The 19,109-nt window shown below is 58.9% G+C and carries 13 protein-coding genes; 5 read left to right on the top strand and 8 right to left on the bottom strand.

What is annotated here, in order from left to right; genetic code table 11:
- Positions 1-322: 322 nt before the first annotated feature.
- Positions 323-1,159, bottom strand: coding sequence for an alpha/beta fold hydrolase (locus P272_RS0104725; protein ID WP_029678398.1), 837 nt, complete (start codon positions 1,157-1,159; stop codon positions 323-325).
- 503 nt (positions 1,160-1,662) lie between these two features.
- The gene (locus P272_RS0104720) at positions 1,663-4,755 is read right to left on the bottom strand and encodes a glycoside hydrolase family 3 C-terminal domain-containing protein (protein ID WP_029678397.1); all 3,093 of its coding nucleotides are present in this window, start codon (positions 4,753-4,755) and stop codon (positions 1,663-1,665) included.
- Between the two features lie 489 nt (positions 4,756-5,244).
- On the opposite strand from P272_RS0104720, the gene P272_RS09275 reads away from it, so the two are divergent.
- The 4 genes from P272_RS09275 (at position 5,245) to P272_RS0104705 (ending at position 9,855) form a co-directional block, all read left to right on the top strand.
- The gene (locus tag P272_RS09275) at positions 5,245-5,508 is read left to right on the top strand and encodes a hypothetical protein (protein WP_155804999.1); all 264 of its coding nucleotides are present in this window, start codon (positions 5,245-5,247) and stop codon (positions 5,506-5,508) included.
- Positions 5,509-5,538: 30 nt separating this feature from the next.
- On the top strand, positions 5,539-7,968 hold the full coding sequence (locus P272_RS0104715; protein ID WP_029678396.1) for a glycoside hydrolase family 3 C-terminal domain-containing protein: 2,430 nt from the start codon (positions 5,539-5,541) through the stop codon (positions 7,966-7,968).
- The gene (locus P272_RS0104710; protein WP_198219636.1) at positions 7,961-8,632 is read left to right on the top strand and encodes a hypothetical protein; all 672 of its coding nucleotides are present in this window, start codon (positions 7,961-7,963) and stop codon (positions 8,630-8,632) included. Before P272_RS0104715 ends, P272_RS0104710 begins: the two co-directional genes overlap by 8 nt.
- 173 nt (positions 8,633-8,805) lie before the next feature.
- Positions 8,806-9,855, top strand: coding sequence for a glycosyltransferase family 2 protein (locus P272_RS0104705; protein ID WP_029678394.1), 1,050 nt, complete (start codon positions 8,806-8,808; stop codon positions 9,853-9,855).
- On the opposite strand, the gene P272_RS0104700 is transcribed toward P272_RS0104705, so the two are convergent.
- The 3 genes from P272_RS0104700 to P272_RS0104690 all read right to left on the bottom strand — a co-directional run bounded on the left by P272_RS0104700 (position 9,819) and on the right by P272_RS0104690 (position 13,371).
- On the bottom strand, positions 9,819-11,186 hold the full coding sequence (locus P272_RS0104700; protein WP_029678393.1) for a GHKL domain-containing protein: 1,368 nt from the start codon (positions 11,184-11,186) through the stop codon (positions 9,819-9,821). The two genes, P272_RS0104705 and P272_RS0104700, sit on opposite strands and share 37 nt — an antisense overlap.
- The gene (locus tag P272_RS0104695; RefSeq protein ID WP_029678392.1) at positions 11,183-11,893 is read right to left on the bottom strand and encodes a LytR/AlgR family response regulator transcription factor; all 711 of its coding nucleotides are present in this window, start codon (positions 11,891-11,893) and stop codon (positions 11,183-11,185) included. Before P272_RS0104695 ends, P272_RS0104700 begins: the two co-directional genes overlap by 4 nt.
- Before the next feature lie 119 nt (positions 11,894-12,012).
- On the bottom strand, positions 12,013-13,371 hold the full coding sequence (locus P272_RS0104690) for an MFS transporter (RefSeq protein WP_029678391.1): 1,359 nt from the start codon (positions 13,369-13,371) through the stop codon (positions 12,013-12,015).
- Positions 13,372-13,580: 209 nt separating this feature from the next.
- On the opposite strand from P272_RS0104690, the gene P272_RS0104685 reads away from it, so the two are divergent.
- The gene (locus P272_RS0104685; RefSeq protein WP_044097761.1) at positions 13,581-14,534 is read left to right on the top strand and encodes a DMT family transporter; all 954 of its coding nucleotides are present in this window, start codon (positions 13,581-13,583) and stop codon (positions 14,532-14,534) included.
- Here the strand turns inward: P272_RS0104685 and P272_RS0104680 are convergent.
- The 3 genes from P272_RS0104680 to gyrA form a co-directional block, all read right to left on the bottom strand.
- The gene (locus P272_RS0104680) at positions 14,480-15,595 is read right to left on the bottom strand and encodes a VanZ family protein (RefSeq protein WP_044097760.1); all 1,116 of its coding nucleotides are present in this window, start codon (positions 15,593-15,595) and stop codon (positions 14,480-14,482) included. The genes P272_RS0104685 and P272_RS0104680 overlap by 55 nt on opposite strands.
- A gap of 58 nt (positions 15,596-15,653) precedes the next feature.
- On the bottom strand, positions 15,654-16,280 hold the full coding sequence (locus P272_RS0104675) for a DUF3566 domain-containing protein (protein ID WP_029678388.1): 627 nt from the start codon (positions 16,278-16,280) through the stop codon (positions 15,654-15,656).
- 104 nt (positions 16,281-16,384) lie between these two features.
- Positions 16,385-19,012, bottom strand: a complete 2,628-nt coding sequence (gene gyrA / locus P272_RS0104670; protein ID WP_253269669.1) for a DNA gyrase subunit A — start codon at positions 19,010-19,012, stop codon at positions 16,385-16,387.
- Between the last annotated feature and the right edge of the window lie 97 nt (positions 19,013-19,109).

The raw sequence follows: 19,109 nt of genomic DNA, 5'->3' as shown, positions 1-19,109 counted from the left end.
AGCTCCAAGCCCTCCGAAGAGTTCTCATCACTGCCGGGCAGCAAGAAGTAAACTTACACGAACTTGGGTTATCCCGCAAATTGGCATAGAAAAATATCGGAGGATTCCAATGATTCCGGGGATTCTACGGCGTGTCGATTTTCATCGACATGGTCCCCGCTTCATCGACCTTCGTCTATCCATGAGCCCCGTGCACTCTTCAGCGAGACTCAAACCAATATCTTCAATGATTAATATTAGTAGATTTCGTCGCGCGCAGCATGTATTTCCACCATGCGGATGGGCACTAGCGGCAAGGCAGCCCCTGCTTATCAATAGAGCGCTACAGGCAGAGGGATTTAACCGTTGCCGCGAACCGTTCTGGCTCATCCCACTGTGGGCAGTGCCCGGACCGGTCAAAGCGGATAAACCGATGCGGGCTCTTCAACCCATCTGCGAACCGCTCAACCAGACTGCCTGGCAGATGACGGTCATACTTGCCGCTGATGAAATATACCGGCGCCTCGAAGGAGGTCTGCCCACTGAAATCGACCTGCTCCAGCTCTGCATTCAAGCGAGCGCGGGATTGAGCCACCCCCTTGGCATGGTTGAGCAGACGCGACCAGTTGTAGTAGGGCGAGCGCAGGTAGGTCATGATCCGTCCCAGGGATCCGAACAGCATGGCAGCCCCGCCACGAGACAGCAGCTCATTAATCATCAGCACTATGTCGGCAGCTCCGTTCTCCCTGCTGACGAGCGAACCGAGCCGGGGACCCAAACTCTGTTGCCCCCACTGCCGTCTTAGACGAAGAGCAGCGCGCATGCTGACGACCTGTCCAAGGCCGATGTAGCAGCGAATAAGAGAGGGATACCGCTTCACCATCTCCAGCCCCAGGACGCTGCCCCAGGAATGACCGACGAGGATAAGGGAATCCTGTCCGCAGGCTCGAAGAAGCTCTAGCGCAAACCGGTGAACATCTTCAACCATCGAATCGATGGTCACCATCTCGTCAGGCGCAAAAGGATGGTAAGACAGCCCGCTGCCCCGCTGGTCCAGGTTGATAAAGCGGAAATCGCGCTCCAAGGCCGCGTTGTAGCGCATGGTCAGCGGAATACAGGCATCGCCCGGACCACCATGGAGGTAAAGGATAATAGGGGCACGGCGAGGGGCCGGATTCATCGAGAAGACCAGACGCGTACCTCTAATCCACATCCAATACAAACGTGAATGAGTAGAACACTGAGGCTGAACACAGAATTTGCCTTGGGCCATAACAGAATTCTATCGGGAAACGGACCTCAAGAATCTCTCATTCGAACAACAAAACGAGCAAGAGAGTAATCCTGGTTAGTCCCATAACACCCGTCAGGGAACCGACTGCAGCGCCAAAATAACAGTTTTATGCCGCCCACCAAGTCCGCTTTAAACACTCTTTTCTCTTTGGAACGTGCCGGGTGTCGACGGCATCAAGAAGATCTCCACGAACCTTCCAACATTTGACAGGCCTCACCTATTGAAACCGCATGATTCTTGGAAAGTACACCCCCCCCCTGACTTTACGGTCAGCATCATGGGCCGCCAAACATAAAACTGGGGCAACCGTTGAATCACGGTTGCCCCAATTGGGCTTGGATCCAATGATTGATCAGATGTGGATCCTTGGATTCTGAGCCCTTACACCATTACGCCTTGACCTTTTTACGGCTCTTTGGCTTCTTGTAACGGTCCGGGTTGGCCTTTTCGTCAAGCCCTCGCCGCACAATCCAGAAAACGATGAGAGCCGCCACAACTACGATAGCCACATCAATTCCGTAGAGCAGTTTCTTCCAAGGACTCATGGAATATCCCAGCCGTGACCTTGGAGTGATGCCATTCATGGCGTTCGAATTCACTGTGGCGTAGCCAATGTTGTGCAGGGCTTTCCTCATAGCCATACGAGCGGTCGGGCTGTCGTAATCCTTTGCCGCGTTCTCCATCTGGTTCATGAAGAGATCGTTGCCTGCGCGAAGAGTCATATCGCGCAGCTGATGCTGCTTAGTTGGATAAAGATCCGTGATTACTGCGCCTTGGAAGCCCCACTCGCCGCGGAGTACATCGGTTAGCAGACCACGATGCGCAAACCCGATCACACCTCCAATGCTGTTCTGGGAAGACATGATGCCCGTAGCCGAACGAATGACCTTGGTTGTCATCGTCCCTTTGCTGTCACCAATGTACTTTTCAGTGCTCCTAGCCTCCTTAACGGCAATTTCAAAAGGCTTCAAGTAGATTTCGCGCACTGCTTGTTCATTAGCCCAAGTAGCCAGGTACATATCGCGGAAGGTCTCCTGCTCGTTGAGCGCAAAATGCTTCAAATAGCTGAAGATGCCCTTATTTCCAGCACCGCTTATCGAGGCCGCAGCCAGCTTCCCGGACAGGAGGCCATCTTCAGAGTAGTACTCGTAGACGCGACCGCTGAAGGGAGACCGGTGAGTATTGACTCCAGGAGCATACCAAGCGTTCAGACCAGACTGCAGACCCTCCTCACCCAGGGCCTCACCCATCTCCTTCAGAAGATTTACGTTCCAAGTGGAGGCTATGACATTGGCGCCTGCCCAGGATGAGGCGCCCTTGATACTCCATCCCATGGCACCGTCCTTATCCACAGTTGCAGGCTTGTCGATGGACGGAATCGCAGCGGTTTGGTAGGCGGCCTTGAAAAGAACCTCAGTGATGCTCTTCTTATCACCCTGCCAATCAATCTGATCCAGCAACTGGTCCCACTTCTTGCTGTTGTAATCCTCGCCACGCAGGTCGATCAGAGCCAGATCATGCTTGGCTTTGGAGTTAGGCTCCTTGTCTTGGTAGACCTTGCTGGCCTTGTCATTGCCTAGAACCTTATCGGTATCAGGGTCGAACTTGTCAAACCAAGAGAATTCATCCAGAGCAACCTGTGGAGCCACACCCTTACGTCCCTCTGGGGCTGTTGGGAAGGTTCCCTTCCAGTTGCTACGTGAAAGCTGGGTGACACCCTGTTCATCCATATAGGCGTTCATGGTCTGGAAACGGTTGCTGGGCGCCTTGAAACCGGCCTTCTGTTCAGGTTTGCCTGTCGGTTCACCCTTGTCGTTGAGCTTGGATTGTGCATCTTTGTCAGACTGCCGTGGATTGTTGCCTTCATAGAACTGGGTATTGGCAACAGTGAACTGGTAGGTGTCCAGGACATCATGGGAATTGTTCTTGAGTTGCAGCATGTAATTCCCGGCCTCCAGAAGATAGGCACCGGTGGAACCGTCATGATTCCTATGGTGGTAGTCGTAGGAAGCCATATCGTCCTCGGAGAACTTCAGTTTGATCTCCTGCCCAGCACCAGGCTGTAGAAGCTTGGTTTTGGCGAAGGCGCCCAGTTCGGTGGCAGACTTCTCCACATGATTGCTCCTGTCATAGTCGGTGTAGGGAGCTGTGTAGTACAGCTGGACGGTATCCTTGCCAGCGACCTTGCCGGTATTCTTTACTTCGACGGTGGCTTCCACCTTCCCGCCGGACACCTGAACATCCTTGAGTTTCCGGTCAAAAGAGGTGTAGCTCATTCCGTAGCCGAAAGGATAGGCCACAGCGCCAGGTTGGACGATGCCGCCGTTCTTATTCAGCCTGCCATAGATGAAATCAGGATCTTCGACACTGGCCGTCTCATAATAGCGGTAGCCAACGTATATACCTTCTTCATATTCGACATAAGGACGATCGATGGTGCCGCGGTTAGCTCCAGGCATGAAATCGCCCAAGACTGATTGATCTTTGACCTTGGTGTTGGTGTAGTGGTATTCACCAAAATTGGCAAAAGTTGGGTCCTTGGTGAAATCGGTCGGATAGGTATCTGTCAAGCGACCGGAAGGATTAACCTTTCCGCTCAGTATCCTGCCAAGTGATTCAAACCCGCGAGAGCCAGTGGTGCCGGTCCATACAATGGCATCAGCCTCAAATTCTCCACCCATAATTGGGGTCAGCTCCATAGGATTTGCACTGTTGAGCACCACAATCACCGATGCGCAGTGATCCTTGGCAAACTTGATTGTGTTCTTCTCCGCTGCAGTCAAAGCCAGATAATGTGGAGTTCCATCGTCATACCCCTGCGTGCGCTTGTCGATTCCTTCGGAACCTGAACGCTTGATGAAAACTATGCCCGTTGTGTCCTTGACCTTGTCAGCAAGTGGCGTATAGATGCTGGGATCATACTCATCGATATGAGCTGACTTCCCCTTGTCCATGATGGCTTGGACCGAGTTCTTGTCAGCATTCAGTGCCTTGGTGCCTGGTGCAGCACCTGGCGACGAAGTCTTAGCTCCCTTCATGGCTTGGACTGTTGCATCATTCACTTTGAAATAATGCTTGAGCCCCTGCTCGGAGGTAATCATCTCCTTGTCCGTCGTAGCCGCTGCCCCACTACCGGAATAGGCTGGGTCCATGTATCCCGCTCCGAAGGGCGAAACTATACTTTGCTCCTTCAAAGGGAGTACACCGTCATTCTTCAACATAACGATGCCCTCATCGGTTACCCTCTGGGAGACGGCATCGCTTTTCGTCTTGGCCTCTTGCATGGAATTGGTGGCCTTGGCGTTGTAAGTGGTGTTCCAGGCTGAAGTTCCCGGGGCTTTCTTAACGACCACGTGGCCCCCACCCAGGTAACTGTCAAGCACACTGGCAAAAGAATTGCCAGCCACGGTCAAAGCCACAGCCAGAGCCAGGATGACCACGATAACGGTGATCCATATCCGCTTGAACGTCCGTCCGCTCATCTTCAGTTTCTTTGGTTTTTCCGATTCCACGATTTCTCCTTGCAGTCTCTTCATTGACACTTGGGGAAAGCACCGACGATGGTCATTAGCGATGAGGAATCGCCCTGTACATTCCCTAACATCTCAGTTGTCACGAACATGGTCAGAATATCCATCACTTTTCAAGCAATCTTCGGAAAAAGCACAACCTGTCGCTTTGATACCCTAATCTGCTGGCATCTATAGAGGATTCGCATAACGATTCTGCTGGTGTAGTAGCTTCTCGCAGCAAGCTTTTACAGTTAGGCACGAAAACAAATATTTCGGTCTTAGAGCTTGTAATGAGCCACACTGTAAACAATCAAAACTCATATAGGGATAGACTCCAAAAGCGAAGCATTCCCGGATGACATGGACGACTCGCGTTCTTGCTTAACCCTAGTCAATAGTTGCATGCAAATGGTTTGCTCAAGCCCGAAACTCCCCTATTCAAGCAGTGTGCAGGATCGTATGCATATGCCCCTCTCAAAACTAGTAAAAATAGCTGAAGGAACTTTTCCAAGAGAACAGCATTTCATATCAGAGAAGGCGCTGCCGACAACCATTTATGCGCCCAATCGAACAGGTTGGTCTCAAAGTGCTGCACAGGGAGGTGTAAACACCGATAATACAAACGAAGCAGAACCGAGCCTTTACCAGAAAACTTCGGTGTTTTCTGAGCCTGAAGAGAATTTCGACACAGGTCTTGACCTCTCTGGGAGACTGGCCGGTTAACCACCGAAGAAGTCGTGGAGAGGGAACACTATGGAAGTCAAGGATCTGACAGTTCTGGAACGGGCATCGCTGCTCTCCGGAAAATCCACCTGGGCAACCCGTGCCTTGAAGAGGGCGGGCATCCCGAGCATGGTCCTGAGCGACGGCCCGCATGGCCTGCGCCGCCAGACCGGATCAGGGGACAACCTGGGCATGGGCAAGTCCAAACCCGCCACCTGCTTCCCCACAGCCGGCACTGTGGCCTGCTCCTGGGACCCGGAGTTGGCAAAGACCATGGGCCAGGCGCTGGGTAGCGAGGCTAGAAGCCTGGGCGTCAACATGGTTCTGGGTCCGGGCATGAACATTAAGCGCAACCCACTGTGCGGCAGAAACTTTGAATACTATTCCGAAGACCCCCAGGTGGCCGGTCGTATGGCTGCAGGCCTGATCGAAGGCATCCAGTCCCAGGGCGTGGCCGCCACCCCCAAGCATTTCGCCATGAACAGCCAGGAGCTGCGGCGCCAGGCATCCGATTCCGTGGTGGACGAGCGCACCATGCGCGAGCTCTATCTGACCGGATTCGAGATCGCCGTGCGCCAGGCCCATCCCTGGGCCATCATGACCTCATACAACATGGTCAACGGCACCTATGCCAACGAGAATCCCCACCTGCTCAAGGACATCCTGCGCAAGGAGTGGGGCTTCGACGGAATGGTGGTCTCGGATTGGGGCGGCTCCAACAGTGCGGTCGCCGCAGCCGCCAATGGTTCCTCCCTGGAGATGCCCCAGGCCGGATATGACTCCGTGCGACAGGTTGCCAAGGCCGTGCAGGAGGGCCGCCTGGACGAAGCCGACCTGAATGCCCGGGCCGAAGAGGTGGCACGGCTGGCCAAGCTGACCTACCACTCTGGCATGGATCCTGATGGGAACCTGACCGCGGACCAGATACGGGACCATCATCAGGTGGCGAGGAGCATCGCCGAGGGATCCGCCGTCCTTCTGATCAATCGGAAGGGACGCCTGCCACTGGCCGCCGGCACCCGGGTCGCCCTGGTCGGGGATATGGCCGAAACTCCAAGATTCCAAGGATCCGGATCCTCAAAGGTCAACGCAGCCAAGCAGGAGAGCATGCTGGACCTGCTCAGGCAGGGCAACGGCGATGGCCTGGAGCTGGCCTCCTACAGCCAGGGTTACGAACGCCATGGCGAGAAGAACCAATCTTTGATCGACCAGGCCGTGGCTGCGGCTGGCCAGGCTGACGTGATCGTCGCCTGCGTGGGCCTGGATGAGCGCAGTGAATCCGAGGGCCTGGACCGCTCACACATGGACATTCCCGGCAACCAGGTCGACCTGATCAAGGCCCTGGGCGCGACGGACAAGCCCATGGTGGTCGTCCTGGTGGCGGGCTCCCCCGTCACCACCGACTGGATCGACCAGTGCGACGCCGTTCTCTATATAGGACTGTCCGGGCAGGCTGGAGCCTCAGCCACCCTGAACATCCTGACGGGCCGGGTCAACCCCTCCGGCCACCTGGCGGAAACCTGGCCCAAGTCCTATGCCGACTGCCCCAGCGCCGACTGGTACCCCGACCCAGCGCACGAGTCCATCTACCGGGAGGGTCCCTTCGTCGGCTACCGCTACTACCTGACCGCCGAGGTGGAGGAACGCTTCCCCTTCGGCTACGGCCTGTCTTACGCACACTTCGCCTACGCCGATCTGACCGTGGACGACAAGGGGGTCACCTTCACCCTGACCAATGATTCGGACAGGCAGGGGGCCACCGTTCCCCAGCTCTACGTCCAGGCGCCCAAGGGTGGCGTGCTCAGACCAGTCCGCGAGCTGAAGGGCTTCAAGAAGGTCAGCCTGGAGGCCGGCCAGTCAACCCAGGTCCGCATCGACTTCGACAAGACGACCTTCCGGCACTTCGATACGGCCAGCAACTCCTGGCAGGTCGAGTCCGGCGACTGGACCATCATGATCGGCTCCGACGCGCGCAAGATGGAACTGCGTGGACATCTGAGAGTCCAAGGCACCGTCGATCCGCAGGGTCCCGACCCTGCCCTCGGCGCCTATCTGACCGGCCGGGTCAAGGAGGTCGACGATGCCGCTGTGACAGCACTCTTCGGCCACCCGGTGGTCCGACAGGGCGCCGTCAGCACCTTCGGCGTCAACGATCCGCTCTCATCCTGGAAGGACTCCAGAAGCGCCGTAGCCAGGTTCGTGGCCAACTTCCTGGCCAAGAGCGAGAGCCGCCACGAGGCCAAGACCGGCAACCCCGACCTGAACACCCTCTTCCTGCTCAACATGCCCCCCAGGGCCATGGCCAAGATGACCAACGGGCTGATCGACACGGCCATGGTCGAGGCCATCGTGCGCATCCCCAATGGCCACCTATGGCGGGGGCTGGGCGGATTCATCGCCGGATTCTTCAGGAACATGTCCGCCAACCGCAAGACCGGAAAGGAGCTCAATCATGAGTGATCAGCACAGCCAGCAGGCCGGACAGCCGGCCCAGGGGAAGGCGACGACGGCCTCGCAGTGGGCGATTGTCCGCTGGTGGCGGCGGTTCAGCGACCGGCACACCACCCTGGCCCAGTTCATCGTCTTCTTCATCCTGTCCAACGGGGTCACCGTACTGCAGCTGGTGCTCATGCCCGTGCTCAAGGCCATCTTCAACGGCACCTCCCTGGTCGGCACCAACTTCCAGATCTGGCGCATGGGGACCGTCGGCGGCAAGCCCTACTACCTGTTCGACTACGCGGCCGGATCCATCGGCCACGGCGGCGGGGGCGGCCTGGCCTACTTCCTCGCGGTGGAGATCACCCTGCTGATCGCCCAGGTCATCAACTTCTTCCTCCAGCGCAACATCACTTTCAAGTCCAACTCCTCGGTCTGGAAGGCGGCCTTCTGGTACCTGGTGGCCTATGTGATCATCACCATCATCGCGGCGGCGCTGCAGGGCTGGTACAAGGACCCCATCTATGGCTTCTTCCAGCACACCCTGAACTGGGGCGGCCTGGGGACCACCATTGCTGATTTGGTCACCATGATCATCAACTCGGCCATCTCCTTCTGGGTCTTCTTCCCCATCTTCAAGGTCATCTTCCGTCAGGAGCCCACCGAATCCGAGACGAGCGCCCAGTAAAATTCCGGCCCCACTCCCCCGGCTGCCAATGAACCGGCATGCATATCGGCGGCCAGAGGGGTGGGGCCTTTCCCTCAAACCCATCATGTACAGTGGTCGCAACGGCCGCCGGCGGGATTACGGCAACCCTGCCGACATACCTGCCGACCCATTCTTTTGCGAAGTGATCGTTCATGACAGCTGACCGACCGGCCTTCACGAGCCCGCCCGTTCTCACCTTCATCGTCCCCGCCTATAACATGGCACAGCACCTGCCGACCTGCCTGGATTCGCTCCTGAGCCGGGAAGGGGACGATCTGGAGGTCATCGTGGTCGACGACGGATCCACCGATGCCACAGCACAAGTAGTGCGATCATACCGGGAACGCCACCCGCACACTGTCCGTCTGATCAGGCAGACCAACAAGGGCCACGGCGGTGCGGTCAACACCGGCCTGGCAGCTGCCCGAGGTCGCTACGTCAAGGTGGTCGATGCCGATGACTGGGTGGATCCGACCTCTCTGAGCCTGGTCCTGGACCAGCTGCGTGACCAGTCACGACGTATGAATCCAGTGGACATGGTGGTCACCAACTACGTCTACGAGAAGGAAGGCCGCAAGCATAAGCGGGTCATCAACTTCCGCAGCGTCATGGATCCGGGGCGGGTGCTGGGCTGGAACCACCTGCGACGGTTCGGACTGGCCCAGTACATGATCATGCACGCCCTGATCCTGCGCACCGAAGTGCTCCGACAGGCCCACACCCGCCTGCCCGAACACACCTACTACGTGGACTTCATCTACTCCTATCAGCCCCTGCCCTGGGTACACACCCTGCTCTACCTGGACACGAATTTCTACCGCTATCACACCGGTCGCCAAGGCCAGTCGGTGCAGACCTCGATCATGATCGCCCGGGTTTCACAACTGCTGTTGGTCAATGGACTCATGGCAAATTCCACACCTGACCCGGGGACGGTTCCCCGTGGACTTTATCGTTATATGATCCACTATCTGTCCATCAATTGCGTGGTGACCTCGGTCTTCCTGATCCTCTCCCGCAAGCCCAGCAACTACAGGAACAAGGACATGCTCTGGCGAAGGCTGGAGCACCGCTCCCCAGTCATCGCCTCCGACGTGCGATCCACCCTGCTTTGCCGGATGATCAACATGCCGGGCAGGCCGGGCCGCCTGGCCATTCGCCTAGGCTACAAGGCCGCCGAAGCCGCCATGGGCTTCAACTGATCGCCCTCCCTCGGCAGGAGCACGCAGAGGCTGAACCAGTGATGCTCAGTGCGCAGGGTTATCTCGCCCTGGTAGCGATGGGCTATGTGCCGGATGGACTTGACACCGTACCCATGCAGGCCATCGTCGGTCCTGGTCTTGGTAGTGGCCAGCTCGCCGTTGCCTTTCCAATTCAGAGGAGAGCTGAAGTAGTTTTCAATGCGAATCACCACGAATTGTCCTCGAGCGTACAAGGCCACCTTGATCAGGCGGTGGTCGGGTTCCTTGACTTTTCTCAAGGCCTCGATGGCGTTGTCCAAGGCGTTGCCGAAGAGGGTGGAGACATCCATGGGCGCCATCCCCTCCAAGAGCGAGCCGTCGGCCACCATGGTCAGGGTGATCCCTTCTTCAGAACAAACGCGCTCCTTGGTCGACATGACCACGTCAAGGATGGGGTTGCCGGTGTGCTGCTGCGACCCATACCGTCCGACCGCAGCCTCCAGCTCCTCGAAGTCCTGGGACTTACGCTCAGGGTCCATCTGCGAGCGCAGGGCCGCAATCTGATGCTTGAGGTCGTGGGCAAGCCTACCCATGGCCTCCAGATTTTCCTTGGATCGTATATACTCCCGGTGCTGGCTGTATTCCCGGGCGTTGATGGAGACCAACTCGGCGCTGGTATGGCTCTCCCGCAGCTGTTCCTGCTGGGCGTACAGCATGGCGAACCCGCACAGGTCCACCAGGGTGCGGATGTAGAAGACCTCCAGGCCGACCCGACCCGAGAAGGGGGTGTTGGTGGAGACGAAGCTCAGGTTGGACATGGCGAAGGTAACCACCGCGATGACCGCGGCTATGAAGACGCTGCGTCCAGGCACAGAAGACTGGGCATCGGCGAAGTTGCGCCGCTCCGCCACCCAGGCCAGCAGCCCAACACCGCCATAGATCAGGACCAGCAGAATCAGGGAGGCCGGGTCATACAGGCTGTGGCTGGATGGCCGCATGAAGGAGTCCAGCTGCCAGTGCAGGGAAGCAATCAGCTCAGCCAGCACAAAGGCACGGGCCAGCAGATAGGCCCCGTCCAGCGCCCCCAACCCTGAAGCCAGCATGATGATGGCATACATGCAGGCCACGGCCAGGCACATGCTGATGATCCAGAAGGCTATAGGCAGGGTGCCAGCCCAGTACTGGACCACAATCAGCACAGCCAGGCCAGGCAGGAGGACCGCCGCCATCCGCAGGCGAGAGATTCTCGGACCGATGGCCAACAGGTAGACCAGGCAACCCAGCCATTCGCTGATGGCCGTATAGAGCCTAGGGATATCGGGCAGGGCGTTGAGAATGTGGGTGGCGGTCATGACCGACCTGCCACGTAAGCGGTAAGAGCCGTCATAAAGGACTTCTTGCGGGGTCGGCTGACCCGCAACCGCTGGCCGGTGGACATGATGCAGTCCTGGTCCTCCATGCCCGTCACGTGGGCCAGGTTGACCAGGTAGCAGGAGTTGGAGCGGAAGAATCCCCGCTGGTCCAGCTGTCCCTCCAGACTCTTCAAGGTGCTGTTCGTGGTCAGCGAGGAGTCCAAGGTGTGGATGACGCTGCTGTGGCGGACGGATTCGATGAAAACAATGTCCTTGAGGGGAATCCGGGTGGATCGAGCACCCTCGGTAATCAGAATGGACAGGTCCACGCGGCCGCGCACCTGGGCGATGGACCGGTCCAGCTCCTGAGAGAAGGCAAACCAGGGCAGCGGCTTGAGCAGGTAGGAGAGAGCGCCCACCTCATAGCCGTTGATGGCGTACTGGGGGGCGGAAGTGATGAAGACGATGACCACAGATTCGTCACGAGCGCGTACTCTGCGGGCCACCTCGATCCCGTCCATGGGCGTCATCTGAATGTCCAGGAGAAGGATGTCATACACGGGTCGATAACCGTCTGCAAAGGCCTTGCCGTCGGTGAAGACGCTGACCGTCAGCTCTTCATGGCGTTCCTTGCGGTAGCGGCTCAGGTAATTGACCATAGTTCGGCAGCTGATGGAATCGTCATCCACCACCGCGATTCTGATCATCCTGGCGCACACTCCTTACCCCGTCGACCAAGGACCCATGGCCGCCGTTATCACCGTTCTTCCATGATATCGGAGATGTCCGCATGGCAGACCTCGCTTGCCCGAAGCCGAACTTGGGCTCAGTGAGTCTCAACCACTCGTGCGGTCTTGTAGCGCTCGGCCCGGGTCAGAATCAGGAAGCAGATGATTCCCAGCAGGGCAGATACGGCAATAATGCCAAAGCCCACGTTCCAACCCGATTTGCCTACGAGCGCACCGATCCCGTAGGAGGCAGTGGCTTCTCCGAATATGTAGCCAAACAGACCTACAAACCCGGTAGTACTGCCAATGGCAAAACGTGGCGCCAGATCGATGGTCAGAGCGGCGATCAACATCTGCGGTCCGTAGACGAAGATACCCATCAGGGCTATCTCCAGGTCAATAGCCCAAAGGTCACTGGAAGCCCAGTAGCCCAGGAAGACAACCCCCAGCAGGGCCATCAGACCCGCAGCCATGCCGGCGCGCTTGCCATGGAAAAAGTGGTCGCTCATCCAGCCGATCAGGATGGTCCCCGGGATGGCCGCATACTCGAAGAGCGCGAAGCTGGAGCGCGCCTGAGCAAGGGAGAACCCTTTGGCTTCGTTCAGGTAGATGGGGATCCAGTTGAGCACGCCGTAGCGCAGAATGTAGACGAAGGCATTGGACAAGGCCAGGACCCAAATGTAGGGGTTGGAGGCCACATACCGTAGGAAAATCTGCACAATGGACAGGTCGGAATGGGTCTGGAGCTTGGCGGCATCAATGTTCTCGTCCTCATATTCCTCGGCCTTGTACTCCTGGATGGGCGGCAGGCCTACAGACTCGGGGGTATCGGCTCCCAGCAGCACAACCAGCAGGGCCATAATCAGCGAGATAATCGAGGGGACAAAGAAGATGCTCTTCCACATGTGAGGTCCGAAGGCGGCCAGGGCTACACCCACAATAGGCGCCACAGTGCCCGAGCCCAGATTGTGGGAAGTGTTCCACATGGACACGAAGGAACCGCGCTCTTTCTCAGCCCACCAGTTGGACAGCGACTTGTGCGCGGCAGGTGCCCCCATGCCCTGGAAAATACCCAGCAGGACCATGAGCACCATCATGACCCCCTTGCTGGCCGTGGCCCCAAAAATCAGGTTGAGCAGGGCAGACAGGACCAGTCCGGTGGCAATGTAGTAGCGAGGGTTGGATTTGTCGGAGAGCATGCCCATGACGAACTTGCTGATGCCGTAGGAGACGGCCAGGCAGAGCGTAATCAATCCGATGTCCGCCGTAGTGAAGCCATAGTTGCGCTTGAGGTAGGGAGAGGCCACAGAGAAGTTGGAGCGGATGATGTAGTACCCTGCATATCCTAGGTAGATGCTGAAGAACACCCGTATGCGATAGGAACGATAAGTCGCAGGAATCTTCTTTTCGGGAACCTTTACCTTGGCAGGAGGGGCTGGTTTGAGAAAAGCAAACATAGTTTGAACTACTCTCTCTTTCCTTTTGCAATCAGTCGGTCTGCACGCCTATGTGCACAGACTGGACACTGGAACTACTCAGTCCAGACGCCACATTCGCAGTATAGGACGCCTTGGTGGAGCAAGTCGGCATTGGACTCAATAGTCGGATGTATACATGTCTTGCGAATCAATTCTCACTTGTGGGCGGGCACGGTTAGAGTCGAAACATGTCTACCTTCGCACCCTCTTCGTCCTGGAAACCCTCCACCTGGCTGGCCCGCCTGATGCTGCTGATGGCCGCGGCCGCCTGGGGAGCCGGATACACCTTCGAAAAGGTTGCCATGGAGACCTTGACCGTGCGCTGGCTGATGGGCATTCGCATCCTGTGCGCCATCGTAATCATGACGCCCTTTTTACTGCCACGACTACGCCGAACCGGGGCCATACACACCCTGATACCGGGGCTGATCCTGGGGGTCAGCTACTGGGCTGCCTTCAGCCTGCAGATGATGGGACTGACCACCATCGCTCCAGGCCGCAACTCCTTCCTGACGGCCACCTACTGCATCTTTGTGCCCTTCCTTGTCTGGATCATGGCACGTCGACGGCCGGCCCTGCGCCACTTTGTCGCTGCTGCCATCTGCATCCTGGGCGTGGCTCTGATCTCGCTGCCGGCCCATGGCGGGGGACAGGGGCTGTCTTTGAGCACGGGTGACCTGCTGACCTTGGCCGGCGCCCTGCTCTATGGGGTCAACCTGGTAATCACCGGTTTCCTGACCAAGAAGTTCGATGCGCCCACGCTGACCTACCTGGAGCTGCTCTTCGGAGACATTCTCTTCCTGATCTGCGCGTTAATCTTCGATCCTCTGCCCACTGCGGCCGACTTCACGCCTTCGACCCTTGGCTCCATGATTTATCTGACGCTGATCTCGACCCTGATGGCCCAGAACTTCCAGAACATCGCCTTTTCCAGGGTTCCAGCCGCCCAGGGTTCGCTGATCCTGTGCTCGGAGAGCCTGTTCGGCATGCTGGTCTCGGTCCTGGTCCTGCACGAGGAGCTGACGGCCACCCATCTGTTGGGCTTCGCCATCATCTTCGACGCCATCATCCTGTCCGAGGTCAGGCTTCATCCCCGCCGGTCGTCGGCGGATTTCTCTGCACCTGTGTCCTCCGCCCGGTAGGCTGTCCCGGGCAAGAGGTCGTAGGGCATCTGCCGCTTGATCAGATAAAAGACCAGCAGAAGCAGAGCCAGGATGCGCGTTGCAATCTGAACGTTGCCGGTCCAGGGGCCGAAGACGGCCAGGATGACTGCAGTCCTCAACAGATAGAAGAGGAAGCGGGACCAGCCATGCCGCTGCTTGGTCTCGACGGTCATATGGGTGAATGTGGCGCCCAGCGTCCGTCCCCGGCGGGGCAGGGGGATGAGCAGTTCGAAGATCAGCAGCATGGCCAGATCAACTACGGTTCCAAACACGTCCAGAGCGGATGGTGCGATCAGCAGCCCGCCAAAACGGTAGTGGCCATCCAGCTGATAGGTACCCAGACGATGGACCGCATAGGTTACGCCCATCCCCAAAGACATGGACAGGATGGTGGCCAGGAGCAGATCCAAGGCCAGGGAGACGGCACGGTGTATGAACCCGGGGTTGGTGACAAGCTGGGCGGCGTCAGCCTGACGGGTGGGAACGAGTTTGTTGGCCGCCATGGCTACCAGGTAGCCGATTATGGCGCCTGAGGTATTCCAGATCAGGTCGTCCACGTCGAAGAGGCGGTAGGCGCAGCCCACGATGCCGAAGACCCCGGTCAGCTGGGCAGTCTCGATGAAGAGGGAGACCAGGAGAGCGACCGGCAGGGCCAGGATGAAGCGCCAGCGGAAGACCCGCCCCATGATGAAGCCCAGAGGCAGGAAGAAAGCCACATTGAGCAGGATCTGCAGCATGGCCATCCGCCCGCCTGTGCTCAGGTCGGTCAGGAACTGCAGGGGGTTGAGCTGGGGGGTCAGATGATGGGTGGCGCAGAAGGCGGCCCGGTCGTCGGGCATGGGCCAGAGGGTGAAGAAGACCAAGGCCAGCAGGTATAAGACTGTCAAATAGGCCGCCATGGCTGCTGTCAGCCGGAGCCGGTGGTAGCGGTTGTAGATCAGGGCAAGAATGGGCAGGGTAAGAATCAGCGAGGCCAGGGGCCAAAAGACCAGAGATATGCCAAAGGAGCCGCTGAAGTAGTCCAAGTACGTCGAGAGCATAATTCCAGTCTAAATCGCTCTCAGGCCTATCGGCCGATTGACTGCGCCGACCAGGTGCTCAGTCGTCGCCCAGGGTCACGTGGATGCCGCCCACCAGGGAACTGACCAGGTTGTACAGGAAGGCGAAAATGGTGACCAGAACCACTACTATGACAATCTCGAAAATGGAGAAGATGGTCACCGAACTCAGGACCGTCCCCAGGCTCAGCACCTGGCCCAGGTCGAAGCCGCCCGCGTCCAGGCCCGTCTTGGAGATGACCTGGGTCAGGTTGTCGAAGAGCCCCATGGCGTTGAGCAGGAACCAAAGCAGGGCGGCGGCCACCACCTGAATGATGCCCCCAGCGATGGCCAGCAGGAAGGTGACCTTGGCCACCGACCAAGGCTCCAGACGAGTCAGGGACAGCTGCATGCGCCGGGCCCGAGGCACGTGAGGACGCGCCGCCGAAGCCGAAGCCGCAGGCCGAACAGGACGGGATGAGGACACTTTGACCGGACCGGCAGCCGAGGCTGCGGTTCTCGCGGAACGTCCCGATGCCGTCCTGCCAGCCGCAGGAGCCGGGGGAGTGACCGATGATGATCGACGGGACTCTCCCTGTGCGGATTCATCAGCCTTGGTCTTCCCCTTTTGGGACTTACCAGCGCCCTGCTTGCCGGCCTTGACCTGCTTCTGATCATCCTGGCTCATCGGCACTCCTTGATCCTTGCGTTCAATGGCCCGCGCATACCGCCGCTGGGCCTGCATGACTTCTTATGAGGCTACCAGTCTTGTCAGACCGGTAGCGGACCAACTCAGTCCTCCTGGGTCAGGCTCTGGCCGTCGCCGGTTCCGGTGGTTGCAATGGGCTGATCCTTGGCTGCCAGGGGAGCTGCGGGAGCCAGGTCACTCTGACCGGCGTCCTCTTCCTGATCATCACGCTCGGCATTGCGGGCAATGGAGAGAATCTCATCACCCTTGTCGGGCTTGGCCAGGGTGACCCCCTGGGTGTTGCGACCGGTCCGCTTGACCTCAGCCACATCGGAGCGGATGACCTTGCCGGACTTCATGATGGCCATAATCTGGTCGTCCTCGTTCACCACCAGGGCGCCGACCAGGGATCCCCGGCCCTCCACCATGGCGATGGCCTTGACGCCGTATCCGTTGCGGCCCTGCAGGCGGTACTCGCTCAACGCGGTTCGCTTGGCAAAGCCTTCGTCGGTGACCACCAGCAGGTCATCGCTGGACTCACTGGCGATCACGTCCATGCTCAGCAATTCGTCGCCGGGGCGGAATCGCATGCCCTGGACGCCGGCGGTCTGCCGACCCATGGGCCGCAGGGTGGAGTCGTCGGCCGGGAAGCGCACGCTCATGCCTTTGCGGGAGACCAGGATGATTTCGTCATCGGCATTGCAGAGGGCGGCACCCACCAGCTCATCGCTCTGGGGTACCTCCTGTCCCTCCTCGTTGGTGACGGTGCCCAGCTCCATCAGCCGCACGGCGATCAGACCGCCCTGGCGGGGCGAATCATACTCAGCCAGGCGGGTCTTCTTGACCCGTCCGGTCCGGGTGGCCAGAACCAGATAGTCGGCATCGTCGTAGCCGTGTAGGGAAAGGATCTGTTCAATCCGCTCGCCTGGTCCCAGCTGGAGCAGGTTGGCTACATGCTGCCCCTTGGAGTCGCGGGACCCCTCGGGCAACTCATAGGCCTTGAGCCGGTACACCCTGCCCTTATTGGTGAAGAAGAGCAACCAATTGTGGGTGCTGGTCAGGAAGAAGTGGTCCACCACATCGTCCTCGCGCAATCTGGCCCCGCGGATGCCCTTGCCGCCGCGGTGCTGGGCCCGGTACTCGTCGGCCTTGGTCCGCTTGACGAAGCCGGAGTGAGTGACGGTAACCACCACCTGCTCATCGGCAATCAAATCCTCCACGTTCATCTCGCCCGAGTAAGGGACGATTCGGGTACGCCGCTCGTCGCCATACTTGTCAACGATCTCGTCCAACTCATCGCCCACGATGGTGCGCTGACGTTCCGGATGGGCCAGGATGTCGTTGTAATCGGCGATCTTGCGCATGAGCTCCTCATGCTCGTCCAGGATCTTCTGCCGTTCCAGGGCTGCCAGACGGCGCAGCTGCATAGCCAGGATGGCATCGGCCTGGACCTCGTCCACATCCAGCAGCTCCATCAGGCCTGTGCGTGCCGTCTCCACATCCTTGGAGGCGCGAATCAGGGCGATGACCTGGTCGATCATGTCCAGAGCCTTCAGATACCCCTGCAGGATGTGGTCGCGATCCTCGGCCTCACGCTTCAGGTAGCGGGTGCGTCGCTCGACCACATCCAGCTGATGATCCACCCAGTGGCGGATGAAGGCATCCAGGCTCAGAGTCCTGGGGACACCATCCACCAGAGCCAGCATGTTGGCCCCGAAGGTCTGCTGAAGCTGGGTGTGCTTGTAAAGGTTGTTGAGGACCACCTTGGGTACAGCATCGCGCTTGAGCACCAGGACCAGGCGCTGGCCGGTGCGGCCCGAGGTCTCGTCGCGCATGTCGGCGATGCCCTGGATCTTGCCGTCGCGCACGGCCTCGCGGATGGAGGAGGCCAGCCGGTCGGGGTTGACCTGGTAGGGCAGCTCGGTGACCACCAGGCACATCCTTCCGCGGATCTCCTCGGTGTTGACCACGGCCCGCATGGTAATCAGGCCGCGCCCGGTCCGGTAGGCCTGCTCGATGCCCTTGTGACCCAGAATGGTGGCACCGGTGGGGAAGTCGGGTCCCTTGATGATGGCGATCAGGGCGTTGAGCAGCTCCTCCTTGGAAGCCTCGGGATGCTCCAGGGCCCAGTGCACACCCTTGGCCACCTCACGCAGGTTGTGCGGAGGAATGTTGGTGGCCATGCCCACGGCGATACCGGCTGATCCGTTGACCAGCAGGTTGGGGAAGCGGGAGGGCAGAACCGTGGGCTCCTGGGTCTTGCCGTCGTAGTTGGGGATGAAGTCGACCGTGTCCTTGTCGATGTCGCGCACCATCTCCATGGCCAGGGGGGCCATGCGGCACTCGGTGTACCTCATGGCGGCAGCTGGGTCGTCGCCGGGGGAGCCAAAGTTGCCCTGGCCGTCCACCAGCGGATATCGCATGGACCAGGACTGGGCCAGACGCACGATGGTGTCGTAGATGGCCGAATCGCCGTGGGGGTGGTACTTGCCCATGACGTCGCCCACCACGCGCGAGCACTTGTTGTAGCCGCGGTCGGGCCGGTATCCGCCGTCGTACATGGCGTAGATGACCCTGCGGTGGACCGGCTTCATACCGTCGCGGACATCGGGCAGGGCCCGCTCCACGATCACCGACAAGGCATAGGACAGATAGGATTCCCGCATCTCCTGCTGGAGGTCAATGGGTTGAATCCGCTCACCCTTAAGGAGGCCGTAATCGGTGTTGTCCATCTCCTGGGGGCTGAGCGGCTCTCGAGACCCGTCGGGCAGGTTGAGGCCGTCCTGATCCGGGCTGTTGTCGTTGTTGTTATCGTCTGCCAAAATCGAT

It is taken from the genome of Bifidobacterium sp. 7101, from assembly GCF_000499285.1.
Taxonomy (GTDB): domain Bacteria; phylum Actinomycetota; class Actinomycetes; order Actinomycetales; family Bifidobacteriaceae; genus Bombiscardovia; species Bombiscardovia apis_A.
Note: the sequence above shows the minus strand (reverse complement) of the source record. Positions and strands in the feature narration are given on the sequence as shown.